Annotated in this window: 18 protein-coding genes; 7 read left to right on the plus strand and 11 right to left on the minus strand. The window is 59.0% G+C overall.

Annotated elements, in window-relative coordinates; all coding sequences use genetic code 11:
- Positions 1-122: 122 nt before the first annotated feature.
- The gene (locus KW835_RS12875; protein ID WP_218382949.1) at positions 123-1,298 is read left to right on the plus strand and encodes a CaiB/BaiF CoA-transferase family protein; all 1,176 of its coding nucleotides are present in this window, start codon (positions 123-125) and stop codon (positions 1,296-1,298) included.
- On the opposite strand, the gene KW835_RS12880 is transcribed toward KW835_RS12875, so the two are convergent.
- Positions 1,264-1,896 (minus strand): hypothetical protein, encoded by a 633-nt coding sequence (locus KW835_RS12880; RefSeq protein WP_218382950.1) that lies wholly within the window; start codon positions 1,894-1,896, stop codon positions 1,264-1,266. The two genes, KW835_RS12875 and KW835_RS12880, sit on opposite strands and share 35 nt — an antisense overlap.
- A gap of 42 nt (positions 1,897-1,938) precedes the next feature.
- Here KW835_RS12880 and KW835_RS12885 point away from each other — a divergent pair, with 42 nt between their 5' ends.
- Positions 1,939-2,463, plus strand: coding sequence for a YgjV family protein (locus KW835_RS12885; protein WP_218382951.1), 525 nt, complete (start codon positions 1,939-1,941; stop codon positions 2,461-2,463).
- Between the two features lie 399 nt (positions 2,464-2,862).
- On the opposite strand, the gene KW835_RS12890 is transcribed toward KW835_RS12885, so the two are convergent.
- The 6 genes from KW835_RS12890 to KW835_RS12915 form a co-directional block, all read right to left on the minus strand.
- Positions 2,863-3,555, minus strand: a complete 693-nt coding sequence (locus tag KW835_RS12890; RefSeq protein ID WP_218382952.1) for a hypothetical protein — start codon at positions 3,553-3,555, stop codon at positions 2,863-2,865.
- Positions 3,556-3,676: 121 nt separating this feature from the next.
- Positions 3,677-4,066, minus strand: a complete 390-nt coding sequence (locus KW835_RS12895; RefSeq protein ID WP_218382953.1) for a hypothetical protein — start codon at positions 4,064-4,066, stop codon at positions 3,677-3,679.
- A 97-nt stretch (positions 4,067-4,163) separates the two neighbouring features.
- Positions 4,164-5,264: a hypothetical protein gene (locus KW835_RS12900; protein WP_218382955.1), complete on the minus strand. Its 1,101-nt coding sequence runs from the start codon at positions 5,262-5,264 to the stop codon at positions 4,164-4,166.
- 174 nt (positions 5,265-5,438) lie between these two features.
- Entirely contained in the window at positions 5,439-5,936 is a 498-nt protein-coding gene (locus KW835_RS12905) for a GNAT family N-acetyltransferase (RefSeq protein ID WP_218382956.1), read from the minus strand.
- Between the two features lie 56 nt (positions 5,937-5,992).
- Complete coding sequence (locus KW835_RS12910; protein ID WP_218382959.1) at positions 5,993-6,928, minus strand: hypothetical protein; 936 nt, start codon at positions 6,926-6,928, stop codon at positions 5,993-5,995.
- Positions 6,929-6,988: 60 nt separating this feature from the next.
- Positions 6,989-7,672, minus strand: coding sequence for a helix-turn-helix transcriptional regulator (locus KW835_RS12915; RefSeq protein ID WP_218382961.1), 684 nt, complete (start codon positions 7,670-7,672; stop codon positions 6,989-6,991).
- A gap of 622 nt (positions 7,673-8,294) precedes the next feature.
- On the opposite strand from KW835_RS12915, the gene KW835_RS12920 reads away from it, so the two are divergent.
- The gene (locus tag KW835_RS12920; protein WP_218382962.1) at positions 8,295-8,615 is read left to right on the plus strand and encodes a hypothetical protein; all 321 of its coding nucleotides are present in this window, start codon (positions 8,295-8,297) and stop codon (positions 8,613-8,615) included.
- Positions 8,616-8,633: 18 nt separating this feature from the next.
- Here KW835_RS12920 and KW835_RS12925 read toward each other — a convergent pair whose 3' ends face one another.
- Positions 8,634-9,470, minus strand: a complete 837-nt coding sequence (locus KW835_RS12925) for a hypothetical protein (RefSeq protein WP_218382963.1) — start codon at positions 9,468-9,470, stop codon at positions 8,634-8,636.
- A 320-nt stretch (positions 9,471-9,790) separates the two neighbouring features.
- Between KW835_RS12925 and KW835_RS12930 the strand changes: the two genes are divergently transcribed.
- From KW835_RS12930 to KW835_RS12940, 3 genes are all read left to right on the plus strand, one after another.
- Entirely contained in the window at positions 9,791-10,714 is a 924-nt protein-coding gene (locus KW835_RS12930; protein WP_218382964.1) for a hypothetical protein, read from the plus strand.
- A gap of 115 nt (positions 10,715-10,829) precedes the next feature.
- Positions 10,830-11,078, plus strand: a complete 249-nt coding sequence (locus tag KW835_RS12935; RefSeq protein ID WP_218382965.1) for a hypothetical protein — start codon at positions 10,830-10,832, stop codon at positions 11,076-11,078.
- Between the two features lie 163 nt (positions 11,079-11,241).
- Positions 11,242-11,739, plus strand: a complete 498-nt coding sequence (locus KW835_RS12940; protein WP_218382970.1) for a hypothetical protein — start codon at positions 11,242-11,244, stop codon at positions 11,737-11,739.
- Positions 11,740-11,818: 79 nt separating this feature from the next.
- On the opposite strand, the gene KW835_RS12945 is transcribed toward KW835_RS12940, so the two are convergent.
- Both KW835_RS12945 and KW835_RS12950 read right to left on the minus strand, forming a co-directional pair.
- Positions 11,819-12,196, minus strand: a complete 378-nt coding sequence (locus KW835_RS12945) for a hypothetical protein (RefSeq protein WP_218382972.1) — start codon at positions 12,194-12,196, stop codon at positions 11,819-11,821.
- A gap of 154 nt (positions 12,197-12,350) precedes the next feature.
- Positions 12,351-12,587 carry a hypothetical protein gene (locus KW835_RS12950; protein ID WP_218382974.1) on the minus strand — a complete coding sequence of 79 codons (237 nt, stop codon included), beginning with the start codon at positions 12,585-12,587 and terminating at the stop codon, positions 12,351-12,353.
- 138 nt (positions 12,588-12,725) lie between these two features.
- On the opposite strand from KW835_RS12950, the gene KW835_RS12955 reads away from it, so the two are divergent.
- Positions 12,726-14,843, plus strand: coding sequence for a phospholipase D-like domain-containing protein (locus KW835_RS12955; RefSeq protein WP_218382975.1), 2,118 nt, complete (start codon positions 12,726-12,728; stop codon positions 14,841-14,843).
- Between the two features lie 67 nt (positions 14,844-14,910).
- Here KW835_RS12955 and KW835_RS12960 read toward each other — a convergent pair whose 3' ends face one another.
- Positions 14,911-16,137 carry a hypothetical protein gene (locus KW835_RS12960; protein ID WP_218382976.1) on the minus strand — a complete coding sequence of 409 codons (1,227 nt, stop codon included), beginning with the start codon at positions 16,135-16,137 and terminating at the stop codon, positions 14,911-14,913.
- Between the last annotated feature and the right edge of the window lie 52 nt (positions 16,138-16,189).

A 16,189-nucleotide genomic window follows, 5' to 3' on the forward strand; every position in this document is an offset into this window, starting at 1 on the left:
GACCGCGTTTCGCACCACTTTTCTCTGGGGGGCTTTTGATAATCGTTTCTGACGTTTGAGCGCTGGCCTCTCCAGCTCAAGCAACTGCGCGAGCACCGCAGGCTTCAGAAAGCGATTTTTCAATGCATCAGAACCTCCCGTTGCAGGGAATCCGAGTGGTCGATCTCAGCCGCATCCTCTCTGGACCTTACTGCGCTATGCTGCTGGCCGATTTGGGCGCTCAGGTGTTGAAGGTGGAGTCACCCCAGAGCCCCGACCAGGCGCGTACCTGGGGGCCTCCTTTCCACCGGGAGCAGGTGGCACCTCATTTTCTTGCCGCCAACCGAGGCAAGAGCCTGCTGCACCTGGATTTGCAGGATGCCGGTGATATCGAGCACGTCCGCGCTCTGATCGCCCAGGCGGATGTGGTGGTCGAGAACTTCAAGGTGGGCTCGCTCAAGAAGCTGGGGCTCTGCAAGAGCGAACTCATGGGGGACCACAAGCGCTTGATCTGGTGCTCGATCACCGGCTTTGGGGGCTCTGGGCCGTTCGCACAGCGGCCGGGGTACGACGCAATCGCCCAAGCGGCTTCCGGCTGGATGAGCCTCACGGGCAACGCCGACTGCGGGCCCATGAAGGCGGCGCCACCGATCCTGGATCAGTCCACCGGACTTTTTGCTGCGCTGGGCATCGTGGCCAAGCTGCACCAGCGCCAGGCTACGGGTGTCGGCGGACTGGTGGAGGCAAACCTGTTCGCCTCGGGCTTCGCGCTCCTCGGGCCGTTTGCGCAGTCCACCCTGCTGACCGGACGCAGCCAGACGCTTGTGGGCAACGCCAACCCGTTCATCAGCCCTTTCGGGCGGTTCCTTTGCGATCAGGGGTCGTACCTGATGCTCACCATCGGCTCCGATCAGCAGTTCACAACGCTCTGCAGGCTGCTCGGGGTGGATGAAAGCGTTGCCCAGGACTTCGCTGAGCACCATGTGAGGCTGGACCGTGCCCACGAGCTCAATGGCGTCCTCCAGGGCGCCTTCTCTCGCCTCGCCGCCCAGGAGTGGGAGGGCATTCTGGGAGCGCGCGGCATCGCCTGCTCCAGCGTCAATTCAGTTGCCCAAGCGTTGGCCCATCCTCAGGTCGAGCCCCTGGGGCTGGTTCAAAAGGATCGCCTTGGCCAGCACCAGATTGCCTCCCCCATCTTTTTGGAGGGAGCCCCCCTGTGTGCGCATTCGCCGGCACCGTTGAGCGATGAGGCCATGAGCCCAGTGGAGGCTCGCCGCTGGTTCGCTAAGCAACCAACTCCCAGCGCGGTGCATTCTTAGCGGTCAAATACGCGTGGATCTTTCGGAGCGTTTCTTCAAAGTCATTTCGATTCAGCCAATTGAGCATCAGCGAGTCGTCGGCGACCTTGACCGTGCTCATCAACGAAGACGGGACCTCTTCAAACCGATACCCGAGCTGCTTCATCGCCTCGATGTTCGGCGTCCCTTTCGCCTGGGAAGAGCAGAAGAATTCCAGGCCATCCTGCAACGCTTTCTCTACGAAGCAAGCGCGCAGGATGTGATTGATGCACATGCCACGGGCATTCTCGGCGGTGGCCAGGCGCATGACCGTAGCGCAAGGGAAATCAAGGTCCCGGCCTTCCAGGCTCGCGCCCACCGCGTTTTCCAGAGCCTTCCTATCCTGGGAGACGGCGATAGCCACGGTGCCGAGCAGCGATCCGGGCTGGTCATGCGGCTCAGCCACCAGGACGAAAGTGCCTTCGGGGTCAGCAGCGACTTTGAGGCGGTCGTAGTCATCGGCGGTAAACCATGTGGCGCTTTTGTAGGCGCCAATCCTTAATTGATCTACCGCTTCTATATCTTTTTCTGTAGCCACACGAATAGTCAGTTTTGGAATGTCTTTTTCAGGCGACTGCATTTATAATGATAGGTAATTGGGGGTTTGATGGATAAGTTAGGCTTGCTTTTCTTTGCAGCCCATGCAACCGGGATTATTGCATTGATCTTGAATGTTGTGGGGCTTATTGTCAAAAATGACACTGCATTGCGCAGAAACGCATTTTGGGCCTCCCTTTTCACCATTGCACATAATGCCGCGATTGGCTCTGCAACTGCTACTGCGTTGTGCTCAATAATATTTCTGCGGAACTATATGGCTATTCGCCCCAATAGCCTGACCGCGCGGAAGAAGGTGTTGCTATGCGTCGCGTTCGTGGCGGCAACTTGGGCGGCGGCAGCGGTCACGTGGAGTGGACCAATATCTGCTTTGCTTGCGCTCGGCAGTTCATGCGTCACCTACGCATTTTTCTATTTGGGCGGCGTCCGGCTGCGCCTGGTGATCGGGATGAATTGCCTAGCTTGGCTGTCGAACGCGATCATCTATGAATCGCCGTGGCAATTTGCCACTGGGTGCTTGGCTGCGGGTGCGGCGTTCATAGGCGCGTGGCGTATTCACAGCAGCAGCCGACAGTCCCTTCCCGCTTGATGTCCACGTTCTTCGAATCCCCACCGGCCTCGGCATTTCCTCCATAGCGGCCTCACGGATGGAGGCGGCGGCCAAGGGTGACGCCGCCTCCATCCATCCCGTTCGCGGTGCGACCGATATGCGAAAGGGGCTACTGCGGCTACTGCGCCGGTTTTTGACCGGGGACAGCACTCTGCTGGTCGCTCGCCTGCTCCCGTTGCGCAACGCCCTCATAGTATTTGTTGTACACCGAGTAGAACCACAGGAGCGGAGCAGCCAGTATCACGAGCAATATGGCGTATGTGGCCAGCTTCTTCCATCTTCCCTTGCTTTTCGATTCTTCAGCTCGTAGCATCTTTTTTCCCTCAAAATACCCTGGTTGAAATAAAACCTGCGAAGTTGTTTCAGCGCGATCCCCCGCTACCTCTTCGAAACGAAGGACTGCTGCTCTTCATTAAGCAGATCCCCAATGGTCAGCACAGATAAAATGTCACGCCCGAGAACCCTGCTCTGGGACTTGTGATAACTTAATCTTTCGATGGCAATCGATGCCGGCGTAAGGACATACTTTTCGCAGCGATCGTAATTTAAGTTATCGATGGACTTGTTCTTATAAAACTCTTCGAAAACTATCGCAATGTTATCCAAGGACAAATGATTCGGCCCCAGATTATTGGGATAGCATACATTTTCGCTGCTTATATTAAAACTGGCATAAGGCGGCTTCAGGGTGATAGACCCATCAACATTCTTGGGGTAGCTTTTTCGCAATAGGAAGCCATATATATTCATCTGTGTTTGGAAGGCCTTCCCATTGGCACTTTGGAGAAGGTGGTGGAAGTCGCCTATCGCGTCAAAACTAGCAACGGAGCTAAACTCAAGCCCATAGCGAGTCTGCCTTACGGCGATGGAAATATATTTACCAAGAAGAAAATCCAGGCTTTCGTCATTGGCAATAAATAGCTTGTACAGTTCGCACAATCTCTTATCGACTTCCCGGGATGGCACGGGCTTCGTTGCCCTCAGCTCATTGTTTAGCTGGATCTCGAACAGCTGGCATCCACTGTTGGTTTCACGAACGTTCGCCCCGGTTACTTTGTAAATATCGCCCATATCGGATTACATTAACGACAAGTATCACAGTCTCATTGCCCGACTAGAAAACGCAGTTCGGGCAACGGACCTCGCAAAGAATGGCGCTCTCCGCGCACGTTAGAAATCGCACAGATGGCGGTCAGCGGTCGCCCCACGACGAAATCTCACGAAAATCGATAACCTTTCGGTCCCGGATGCCTTGCAGCGCGTTTTCAAGGCTCGGGTAGGAGCCCCAACTGGTGGAGCGATCCCACGCACCGAAGTCCAGGCAGCGGACGTCATATCGCACGCCCGTTGGCCAGGCGGTTTCCCATTTGTGGCGCCATTCATCCAGGAGCAACTCGTCGCGCGGCGGGCTGAAACGGGCCGTGACGATAAAGGGACGCATCGCCCAGCGTTCCACATCCTTGACCATACGGTCCTCGTTTGGGGTGTGGTCGAAGGAAGCGGGCAGCGCCGGATTGACCAGCACGCCATTGATGCACGCTTCCGCCTCGAACTCAAATCCGTCCAGTCCAAAGTTGGCCATGTCTGCTCCATTCCCTGTTGGGAGTTTGATCGCTCATCAGCCATCTCAGCTGAGGCAAAGCGTCATTTTGCCCGTTGGGTACGCTCGCAATCCGCGCTCAAGTCAAGCCGGCGTCGGTCAGCAGCTGCCTGTAGATCAACTGGGCCTCCATGGGGAGGAAGGCCTCTAAAGGGCTGGACGTGACGGTGGTGGATGAAAGTCCGGAACCCGGATCAAACTTCGACAGGCTCATTCCACACCAAACCAAGCTCAGGTCCTTGTCGCTTGTGCACCACATGGCGTTCTCGTCCGGCAAAACCGACAAAAGGCTCGCGAACGCCTTCAGCGCACGCATGTCGCACATAGCGTTGTAGGCTTCCTTTCGGGTGTAGGGTGCCTTGACGAATTTGAGCGCTCGTTTTGCGGCGTTGCGACCGTGCCGCACGCCAGCGGCGCTGATCGCGCACATTACCGCAGGGTCCCTAAGGCTCAGGCCCGTGGCGCCGGCATTCGCTGCGATTTGGGCCATAACACCGGGCAGTCGCGCTCTACTGACAGGATGCCGCAACAGGGGCTCAGTGCTCAGCAAAAACTCGATCGTTCGCTCAGAGGCCGTTTGATGCTGCTCCGAGAATGCAAGTGCTGTAAGCGCCTTCAACATTTTCGGTGAATCGCCGATCACAGTGGCGTTGGGGATAAGCGCGCGAAGATGTCCTGCGTGTTCTTTCATTTGCGCCTCAATGGCATCTGCCGACGGGTGCTCGGTCTGATTCCCCTCTAACGCAAGCAGTGCGGGGCTGAGCTTGACATTGGGGTCGTCCAACCAGTCCACAAAGTCCCCGCCGCTTGCCTTTGAGCCACCCGGCTTAAAGCGCCCTTTGAGTTCGGTCAGGGTGCACCTGTCGATGAGAATCACACTGCCAACCGCTTGTTCGAGCCCGGCAGGAAACCACCCGCCCCTTACTAGGCCAACGTGCCTCACAGCCAAGTGCGTCTCAATGGTCGTTTCCAGAGGCTTTGACGGGCCTACAGGAATCTCAGGGATCGAGCTGGAGATGACATTGGCATTCTGGATCCTCAGATTGAGTCTAGAAGGTTTGCCCAACGTTCTTTCCAGCAAATCGGTATGGCCGAATGGGACTAGTTCGCCATGGATGGTGGCCTTACGGCCGGTAGGTTTGCCGCTGGGTGATTTCTCGATGTACTGGATTTCATTCATTGCGCCTGACCTTAGCTACAGGTGTGGATATAGAGCTGCGGCCGGTTTTCAAACCTGGCCCGGATAGGTGTTGGCGCGGCTGAACTAGCGCCATTCCTAGGAGTGCCCATGCCAGCCGCCCCCAAAAGCCGAAGCCCGACAGCGAGCCATCAATCTACCCCTGGGCTTCAGGGATTAGAGCAACTTCTTCATGCACACCCGATCAAAGACCTGGCCACCGCGTTCATATGCGTTCTCGGAGGTATACCAGGCGTCAAAGCCGAGCGACTCATACAAGCGTCGGGCGAGGGGGTTCGGGACGTTCACTTCCAGCAGAACACCCCTGGCCCCTCTGTCGGCCGCGAGGGTGAGGCATGCCATCATGAGTTGCCGGCCGTAGCTTCGGTTGGAAAAGTCTGGATGCACCATCACCCCAGACACACCAAACCAGATGCCGCCGTCATCATCCCACGGGTCTTCAGGCATTAGCGAGAGAGTCGCTGCCCCGACCAAGACGCCATCAATCTCCCCTCCGAGCGTCTCGTGCGGTTGCTCCAACAGGGCTTCGATCGTCTCAAGACGCAAGGCGGTCTCACGCTCTTTGGGAGAGCCCATGGTCCCGGTCACATCCACCACCTCACGTAGGGCACGAAGGTGAGAAGCGCTCTGGGTATCGAGTTGACGGATGATCATGTCGCACCGTAGCTTGAAAACACTTTTCGAGGATCGCCGGGTCTGCGTCGGCCCCCCTACCCCGCCCCCGACTCATCGTCCATGTTGTCATGGAGGGGGTAGGAGCCAAACGTCCCGTTCGTGTCACGGAACCGGCCGCCCCAGGTCCTGCGAGCGTCCATGGCCTGTTCTACGGAACCGGTATCGGCTCGGGCGCTCTCAATGCCCCGCGCAGCTGCGGGGCCTGAGCTACCTCGCGTGCGAGCAGTCCTTCTCGGTGTGGGAGCGCTGGGCGCACGGCGCGACGGGCGCGGGCTTGGATCCAGCGCTTGTTTAGGCAGCGGCTTATTCGCAGCCCTAGCGCCATTGCTCTCGGGTTTGGGATGAAACAGTTGGTTGTGCTGTTCCTGGTTGTAGATCATCGAGCCGCAGAGACGACACGCAAACGGCCTCTCCCTCGCCACTGGCGTCGAGGTGTCTCCCGTCTTGTGTGCTGCGGACAGTGCGCGGTCTTTTTTTCCACCTGTGCTTGTGCGGCATGCCCCAGCGCGGATACAAGCGGATACCGCCTGGAGGACGATCCCCACGGGCCCGGAAGGATCAGGATCCAACTGCTCTAGCCGCGAGCGCAACGCCGACAGCTCACCGTCATGCGCCATCTTCGGGGCAAAGTGACGGCATAGAGAGAACGTGTGCTTAGCGTCGAGTGCTTCAACCAAGCGGTCAATGTATTCCACGAAAACACTGCTACGAATACCTTCCTTCCGCAGCGCAAACGCCCTGGCCGCGAGATGCGGGATCTCGCGCTTGAACTGCTGCTCAAAGAGCAACTCCTGCTTGCTGCGAAACCGTCCAGGGGTGGCTTTCTCCAGCGACAGCGTGCGCCGGGACCGCAACTCCACTTTGTGGCGCGTCCAGCCAGTGCCGTCGCAATGAACGCAATCGTTGTTCTCGCCATCACACGGGCATTTGAAAGGTGCGTCATTCTGCGGGTTCGGTAGCTCTGCGGCCATGTGTTCCTCCTCGGCTCACGAGTGGGTTCAGTCCTTGCGTTGGAGCCAATCACCGGCCGCTCAAGCGTTCCGCAAGTGGTCCAGAAACTCGTGGGTGGTCTGGTCCGAGAGCCCCTCCAGGGCTACTACGTGCCGGGCCAGGGATGCGGACAACGCTGGATCGAACTCAGCGTTCAAGCGCGAGACCGCCTCTGCGTGGCCGCCAACGCCCGTATAGACCACTTGGACCTCGTTGACCTTGAGCCGAGCAAGCAGACCATCCACGTCGCCGTCACGCGCCCTCGCACTTCCTGCTCGCTGGAGAGTGAAGCGGGCCAGCATCTGCGCACATTCCTCATCCGACACGCGGCCGGAACCAAGCAGCTTTGCCAGCGCATCTAGGGCGGCGTAGTGCATCGGGTTGGTGAACGTCAGATTCAGCTGGAGCGGCTGCGTGTCGATGGCCTGGGGCGATGCAGGCGTAGCGACAGAGGTCGGTGGCGTGGACCTTTGGGGGAGGGATGCGCTAGCAAGTCGGGCTTGAGCCGCCCCACCCTCAAGGTCCATGGCGCCCTCGGGCAAGCCGAAGGCACGCTCGATCCGCCTGGCCATGCTCGTGCCTGGCACCCGGCCGGTGATGAAGTGGCTGACGGCGGACTGGTTCACGCTGAGATGCAAAGCCAGGTCCCACTGGGTCAGTTTGAACGTGGTCCGGATCACGTCAAGGTTTTGTCGCCGAATGGCGTGAATGTCAGGGCTGTCCATATGGCTCCAGGTTTCGAGATAGACCGAATAGTAACACTAATATTACTAATATTAGCCCCAGCGAGTTACCCTTTTCCTTGTTGGTCTTAGGGAGGAATGCGGTACTTTGTTGGACGGCCGTCGCCCGCGCCCGCCCTCTTGCTGCTGCTACGGAAAACCGACCCAGGAGGAACACCCAATTCAGTCACAACGCTAATGTTTATGCGGTACTCAGACGCATTTCTATCTCTTCAATATTCGTGAAATGTCGTGATAAAAACAAAGCCCCGGAAAGCCCCGATACAGCCGCACGCGGCGTGACCACCTGGTCGTGGACAAAGCAGATCAGATGTGAGGGCCGCCGTCATATGCCGAAAGCAGCTTTTCCAAGGCGCGCCCCCTCGCCGCTCGGCCTCAGGCAGAAGTGCCCGAGGACCGGCGATCCGCTACTGGAAGGCAGCAACCAATGCGGAGTTTGGCCACCTTTACCTCGTGAGCTGAACACAGTGCTCTGGAGACCCACCCGCCATCGTCCGCGCCGGCCCAACCCTCTCAAATTTGGGAATAATCGAACTTTGACTCCGTGGTCGTGCGCACGACTGGGGGTCGCTGATAGCTACGACGCCCTATCTTGAAACCTCGTATGAAACGCTTTCTTGCCACCCTGGCCGCCATGATCTGCCTCGCCCAACCGGCGTGGGCGTTCACCACTTTTGGGGACATCGACTGCGGCACTTGGGTCCAAAACCCCTCACCTCAAAACGCCGTCTGGCTATCAGGGTACATGAGCGGGATCGCTGCGATGTACGAAATCGTGCACGGAGAAGACCCTTTGAAAAACGTCTCCTCGAATGCCCAAATGGTTCTCTGGATGAACGAATACTGTCGAAAGAACCCCCTCAACAAAGTGAGCAAAGGGGGCGCTTCTTTGTTCGCCGAGCTTGCAGTAAGGGGCGCCAAATAGCTGGGCGGGAAGGCGCGGCTATGGACCCGCAGCGTTCAAGCGGGGAAGCACCCGCTCCTCATACAGCTGTTGCGGACTCATCCCTGCGAGGTATTGCGCCTCCGGGATCTCTGGCAGCGTCTCCACCAGCCCGGCAACGCCGGTCACCACATAGTCGAGTGAGCCCCCGGGGATGGCCACGCGACGACCAGGGAGCGCTTTGAGGTTTTCGAAGAGCTCGGGCAGCTCCGAGCGTAGGTAGCTGCGCAGCGACACCCCTTGGCGCGAGAGCGCGTGAAGCACGTGGGGCGCCGCCAGATCGTCGTCGGCCCACTGGTAGGGGGTGAACTCCTTTTCGAGCACCAGCTTCGGCAGCGCGGCCGACATCGCGACGTCATCAAAGGGCTGCGCTGAGGCCGTTGCGTCTACTATCAAAAATGGGGGGGCTACGACCACCGCGTGCGCGGCCACGGTATCGCCACTGTCAAGGGTGTAGAAGGTGCGCTTTTCCAGGGAGACGCTCGGCGGAAAGGTGATTGCCATGCTGGCCTTCGCGCAGTAGTTCCACACCCCCATGGCGTCGAGAATTCGGGAGAGCACGCCGGATGCCACCGTGCACAGGCCCAGCCGTCCATCCGCATGTACCGCCGCCGCTACGACTTCAGCGGCCACCTCGACCTTCCTCTGGGCGAGAGCAAGTTCTTCTTCGGTGTACCCGCGCGCCTCCACGAAGCGCGCGTAGTCATCCATCACCTCGGGGCGGCGAGCTTCTTCGGCCAGGAACGCAGGGCTGTCCTGGAACCCCGGCACACTGATATCGACTCCGAGCTTTGAAAATTGGGACGCAAGCCGCTGTTCCTCAATTGGGTTGCTCAAAGGCCAGGGACCCCGCATACGGTCCCTGCCAAGGCTCACCTGCGTTACCTGGGCCAACTTGCGCCGCCGTGCCTCTCCCATGACTACCTCCCCCCGTTAAATGATCGAAGGCGCTGATTCTCACCGGGCCGATACGCTCCACCGAGAGATCGGAGATTCGCGTGCCTGGGCCCTGGGTAAACTGCCTTCACTTCGCCGGAGATGGTGACGTGGCGAGATGCGTAAAGAACATCCCCGACCCCGACCAGGCAAGGGCCATCCCCTCGCTCCGCCTGGGGCACTTTGGCGAAGTCCAACAACGCCACAAAGAGAGAGACGCAATGAAGGATCTATCGGTTAGCAGGTGGGAGGATTTCCAGGAGATTGGGTGGCATTGGATGCAGGATCTTGTCCACGTGCCATTTAGCGTCTATGGCGACGTGGGACAGGGGCAGGGCGGAGTGGACTTGATTGCAACCAACATTCGTTCGGGAATTGTCGGACAGTCAAAGTGTTGGACCACCAAATCGCTGACTATGGATGAGATCGATAAGGAGTTGGCGAAGACCAATGACTACCCGGGACCAATCACCGACTATTACATCCTGACGAATGCCAAAAAGCACACCACAGTTCAGGATAGGTTGGCGTCTGGCCCTCTCATCTACGAACGCAAGCAAGGCCGATTTCGAGTCCATATCCGTTACTGGTCTGATCTGAAAAATCTTGACTTTGTCCCCGAGGAGGTACTGCTGAGGATCTTCCCGTCCCTGGCATCTCACTCCACCGTGCTCGCTGCTCAGCAGCACAACCTGACGGAGTTCAATGAGTCACTGTTCCATACTCGCCGCTGCATGCCCCTGTTGATCTCCAAGGCGCACCTTGAGTGGCTGGAGTCATGGGACTTTCGGCGGGGCTTTGTCCCCCAGGACGTTTTTGATCCGATTCACCTTTTGAGCATCGATATGGACCGAGTGCTGACGGTGCAGGAACACAGTGCTTGGCCACACTGGCTTGTCGAAGGGCCACGTGCAGACCTGTTCAAGTGCCTGCCAGCAGCGAAGCCCCTCTTTCAGGCGGTGATCGCGTTCCAACGCGGGGTGGTCAGCGAAGCTTCTACGTACGACCTCGAAGGAAAAACAGTTCTCGCGCACGGCCACGATGACCCCTCAGCCCACGAGCGCATCACCTCCGGCTGGCGACAGTTGGCGCAAGGTCTACTTCAGCAGTATCGTCACTTGGTAGAAGGCGCTTCGCAAGGTTGACTGGTCAATTGTTGATGCGGCGACTTCTTTCCCTTTGGGTGCGCTACACAGGCGCATTCCGAAGCTCAGTCGGCGGGCCCCCGCCAAGCTGAAAACAACACTGCAGGAGAACTTGATGCCTTCTTGTTGTCTACAAATCATCGCCGACCCAGACCACGACGGTAGCTTTCGCTGGGTGCTGCTGGAGCTGGTGGAGAACGAAGCGTTGCTGTTCAAGCCCCATTCTGCGGCCGACTGCGACTTCCAGTCATGGGAATCCGCGCTGAATGCGGGCACCATCGCCCTTGCTCACGCCGAAGGCCAGGTCTACGAAAACGAGGCCGCAGACCCGGTGGGGGATGCTTCCTGCGAGCCAGCCGACTGACCCGTATCCGCGACACGCTTGGTATGCCCATCCCACCCGAAAATCCATAGTGCAGTTTGCGCAGAGGAGCCGGAGCGATCATGACAATTCACCGTGCGGCAGCTTTTGCACACTGGAACTACTTCCTCGCATTGAAGAGGACTTGGACAGGCTATCGAGGTATGTGGACCTCTCAGGAAACGATGGGACCTATTCGCTGGAGACAGCCCGCTTGCTGCTTGGTGCGAGTGCAGAGGTGGACGTAGTGCTGAAGCTCTTATGCAAGCGTTTCGACCGGGCGAGCAAGGCGAAAACCATTGGCGCGTACTACCCCGAGGTGACCGCCAACTGCCCGAACTTTGTGGCCTTCGAGGTTCAACTGCCCCGCTACGGCGCAAGGCATCAGCCGTGGATCAGCTGGACGGCCGACCAGCCCCCCATTTGGTGGTCCGACCACAACAAGGTCAAGCATCAGCGTGACATGTACTTCGAGCGCGCGACATTGAAAAACTGCCTGAACGCAGTCGGCGCCCTGTTCGTCGCGGTGCTCCACCTATACGAGAAGGAAGCCGGTGCTGGCGAGTTGCTCCAACTTCCCAGGCTGTTCAATGTCGGGGACCGATTTTTTGGCGGTACCCAAATGGGCAGATACGGGCAAAGCTTCGTGTACAAGCTACGGTGAACGTCATTGCCCCAACCCAGCCAGAAGCGCTGAGCAGCGTCGTTGGCGTACCGCTGCAATCAGCCTGCCTAGGAAACCCTCAAAGTGCGATGAACCAGCAAGCCCCTGTAACGGGTTCGTTCGGGCCGTCCACGGGGCCAATCCGGCGCTTCGTCCACCCTTTGCCCTTGAGATAGTCCACCAAGCCAACGTTGAAGACGTTCTCCAGTTCAATGTGGCTGATGCGGGGCTCAAGCGCCTGGCAGCGTTCCAGACGCTCCGACAGAAAGCCATGCCCGCGATGGGTCCTGGCGAGCAGGCTGTCGGCGATCACCAGGGAGTGGCCTGCGCACTGGCTGGCCGACCAGACATTGCGGTATCGCACACGCGTCGCTCGCGGCGAGAGGCACCGGTAGTACATCGTAAGCACGTCATCCCGGTAGTGCCGTGCACGCTGTGGAACCAGGCCATCGCTCACGGTGCCGAAAGTCGCCTGCACCTCTGCTACCACGTTCCCCACCAACTCCGCGCGCCACGGTGCCTCTGCTACAGCGAGCGCAGGGCCAATGTGATCCGCTGGCAGCGCCAAAGAACCCTCGGCGCAAGCCACCCGCACAACGGGTGCTCGGCAGTCAATGCTGCCCTGCCCGGAGCTCGGCCAACACTGCACGTCGCTCCACCTCGACCGCTTCCAGGTCGATGCCGAAATGCTGGGCAAGCAGTTCCTCGGTGGGGATACCTACCGGGTGAAAAAGGGTTCCGCGAAGCCCGCCATTGGCTCTGCAGATAGTCATCCCGTTGGCGCTCAGCCAGTCGATGAACTCGCCGATCACCTGGGAGTGGTCGCGCACCGCCAGCATCTTGGCCATTTCGGAGGAGGCTTGCTCGCCAGTTCTCATCGGGATTCCCTTCATAGTGTGCAGAGAGGTGTAGGTACTGGACAAGGATAGCGAACGCAGGTGCCCTGTCAAAATGCTGTGGCAAGGACGCCAACAACAGAGGGATGAATGCACAAGCTGCTCTACCACGCGCCTGAGAATTCGGATCAAGAATCGCCCTTCGATATCGCGATAGTCCAAATTGTCCAAGGGCAGGCGGTGTGCATCGTCAGCCCATACATCGGGCTGAACTACCTGCGTCGCTTAATTGGACTGGCCGCGTCCTGGCGACTCGTGTCTGACGTTGAGGCGTGGCTTGAGGCGACGTCGGTAACCGACCGTCCAGAGGTGGTTCGCTTCCTGGAACAACACGAGGGCAAGGTCCACCATTACCCCGCAGTGCACGCTAAGACTGTTGTCAGCGCTGTCGGGGCCTATACCGGGTCCGCGAACCTCACTGATGCCGGCATTCTGCGCCGCACTGAGTTCGGCGTCATGATCACGATGCCGACCGCAATTGAAGAAATCCAGGGATGGTTTGACGCAATCTGGTGCCAGTCATCGCCCCCACTGCTCGAAGGCGTGGCCACGCTAGTTGACCAACTAAACCGGGTCTCTCTCCATGCCAAGCTACTGGGGAAAACAGACTTCTCCAGGCTTGATTCTGGTGCGCGTGAGGTGCGCGCCAGACTCACCCAGCTCTCTGGCGTTGACCCGCTCCCCAGCTACGCGGACCGTGGTACCGATTCCGATGCGGCTCCAGCTCAGGTTCGACCGCCTCCAGATCAACATACCGAAGTTGCAGGTTCGCCCACAACTGCCCGCAGGCGGGCCCCTGCGGCCTTGCCCCCGGCCCCGTTTGAACTCTACGCCGCGACAGTGGAGTACATCGACAGAAACGCGGGACGCTCCTTCACGTTCGGCGAGTTCTTTGCCGAGATGAAGCTCAACTCGCCCACCTTGAAAAGGCGAGCGGTCTATCTATCGATCCTGGAGTTTTGTGCCTCGCAACCGAGAACCCTCTTTGCCGAGGAATCGGTCAACCGCCTAGTGTATCGCGAAGGCCGCTTCTACCAAAGCGAAAGCCTCCTGTTGGAGGCCGCACTCCAGCCTATGGATGCGCTCGTGAGTTGGATCCTCCGTTCGCTATCGTTCGAGACTAAAACTCCGAGTCTGGACAATCCTGCTGAGCTGCGCCAGCCCAAGCGCGCATTCCATCTGGTGCTATCCGGCATGAGCGGAGCGGCGTTCTTTTGCGGAGACGATGGCTTCATGCTCTCATCTGCAGCTTCTTGGAGCCCCCGCTTGAAGCTCCTCAAACAAGCCTACAGCACGTGGGAATCCCGCTTGGCCCAATATCGCATGGTGCTGCGACACGAGCGCGATGCTGCGCCAGGCTCGATAGATGCGGAGCCCGGACTACTCGCGACCGCACAGGACCCTGTTCCAGACTCATCCCAAGATAGCGAAATCAGCGCCGGTCCTAGGGAGATGACGCGGCACGAACGGCTGCAACAGATCGATGAAGTATTCGCTCGGCTAGCTCGGCGCTTTGGACAGCCGTTTTGGCAAGACCCCAGCGGAATAGCGGGCACGATGGCAGAGACAGTTGAACTTGGGCACGAAGACATCCGGCGCCTTTTGGTAGGTTCCTACACCGGCTTCCGGAGCCCCTTCTTTCTCGTTCCGAGCAGCGTAAAAAAACAGTACACGGTGGCAGCGGATCTTCAGGGCAACCAGCATCTGCCGGACCTCCCGCTGACAAGCCTTGTGATCGAAACCACGCCGGAGTTGAAGAGGCTCACACTCGCCCCGCAGACGGTCAGTATCACGAGGGCCGCGCCACCTGGCGGCAAGACATTTCAGCGATTCAAAGACGTCACCAAAGATGCAGCAGACCAGATGTACCGAATTGTCTGCAGAAGGATCTTCACAACCATCCGTTCACCGATGGAACCGATGCCAAAAGCAGACCTGCTCTGGACGCTAGCTCAAGGCGACAATCCATCGCTCGTAGAACAGCTGATCTTCAATCCCCCTGACCAGACGCTGGCCCTGTTCTCGGTCAACCTTCTCGAAGGACAGCGATTAACCATCACACTCCGGCATCCAAACCTTAAGCACTTCCCGAAGACTCTGTCCTACCTGCGCGACACAGTGTGGATCTCGGGTACTCGCCATGACTGCCTTCCCCCTCCTCCCCGCACGAGAAGCCAAGGTGTTAGGACCTACCGTGGCAAGAGCTAGAACAAGGCATGTGGGACCCTCGGATCGGCCGAGCCAGTAGCAAGGCAGCGTCGGGTGGTCCCCAGCGTCAAAACGCTTGAATGTAGGCAGCCTCAAGGCCTCGCGCCGAGCTGTAGGCCTCATCCATGTCCTCAAGTGCAAGCCCGACGTCGTACACCTCTTCCCCGCTGACTCCGAAGACCACACTGCTACCGTTGCGCGCAATGTTGTATTCCCGGCCGCGATAGAACGCCACTGCGATCTGCGGTGATCCCTCTTTCTCGAACAATGCAAAGGGACCCGCATTGGCCAGCACCTCTGCATCCATCGTGGGTTCTTCCGGATCCCCTGCCAGGAACACCCTGCGGCTCTCGCTCCAGGAGTAGATGCGGAAGCTGGCGGCAGTGCGCAGCGCCTCCGGGGCTACTGAGTTCCACCAGTCGCACAAGACGCGCACGCCGGGATGGCTTTCGAACTCGCCCACTGCGAAACCCACCCCTTCACGCTGCACCCTTCGAGCCTCGGCAAGCGCGTGTGCCAGCACCGCGCTGTCGCCGCGTACGGTCTCCCTGCCCCTGACCAGCTCAATGCCTGAGCGCCTGGCCAACTTCGCCTTCGAGACGCGGCTCCCATGAAAGTCAGCGATGCTAGACAGTGACAGTTCCTTGCCCTGAGCCCAGTGGATCTTGGCCGGGTTGTTCCAGATTCCGAACCACCATTCGCCGCCCCGGTACACGATGACAAACTTCTGCCCCTGCGGTGACTCGGGCGCCTGCACGCAAGCCGTGTCGAGAGAACATGCGGCGATGTTGGCCTCCTTGTACCAGCGCAGGAAGGAGTCATGCTGCCCCATCGAGGCAAGCTCTGTCAGGAGCGCACACACCGCGTCCTCTTCGGGATACCTGTTCGCCAGCTCAGCATGTGAGCCATGGACGGGCTCTCGCATGAGCACCCCCTCCACTACGAGGTCGGCGCGCTCCCGCAGAATCAGAACGGGCATGTCTGACGCCGGATCCACCGCTGTGATCGACCACGGCAAGATCCAGTGCTGGCTGCGCTCGATGGAAAGCTTCATGGCCGAATACGGCCCTGTGTTGAACAACGTCTCCAGAAACTCTTCGGGGGTCTCCTGCGCCCCGAGGAGAGCCCACCGGCCAGCAGGGAACTCGACATGGACAGTGGCATCGGCGCCGTCCGCCCCTCCCGCAGTGACTGCAACCAGACGAAATCGCCTATGGATGTTCTCGTACTGGTCGGGTGGGAAGGTACAGGCGCTGATCTGGTCACGGATAGCGAGACACTGGGCGTCATTCATGGGGCCTCCATGGAGTTGATTGGATGCCCACCAGCGTATGCACTGCCCTTTA

Source organism: Acidovorax sp. sic0104, from assembly GCF_019219095.1.
GTDB lineage: Bacteria > Pseudomonadota > Gammaproteobacteria > Burkholderiales > Burkholderiaceae_C > Acidovorax.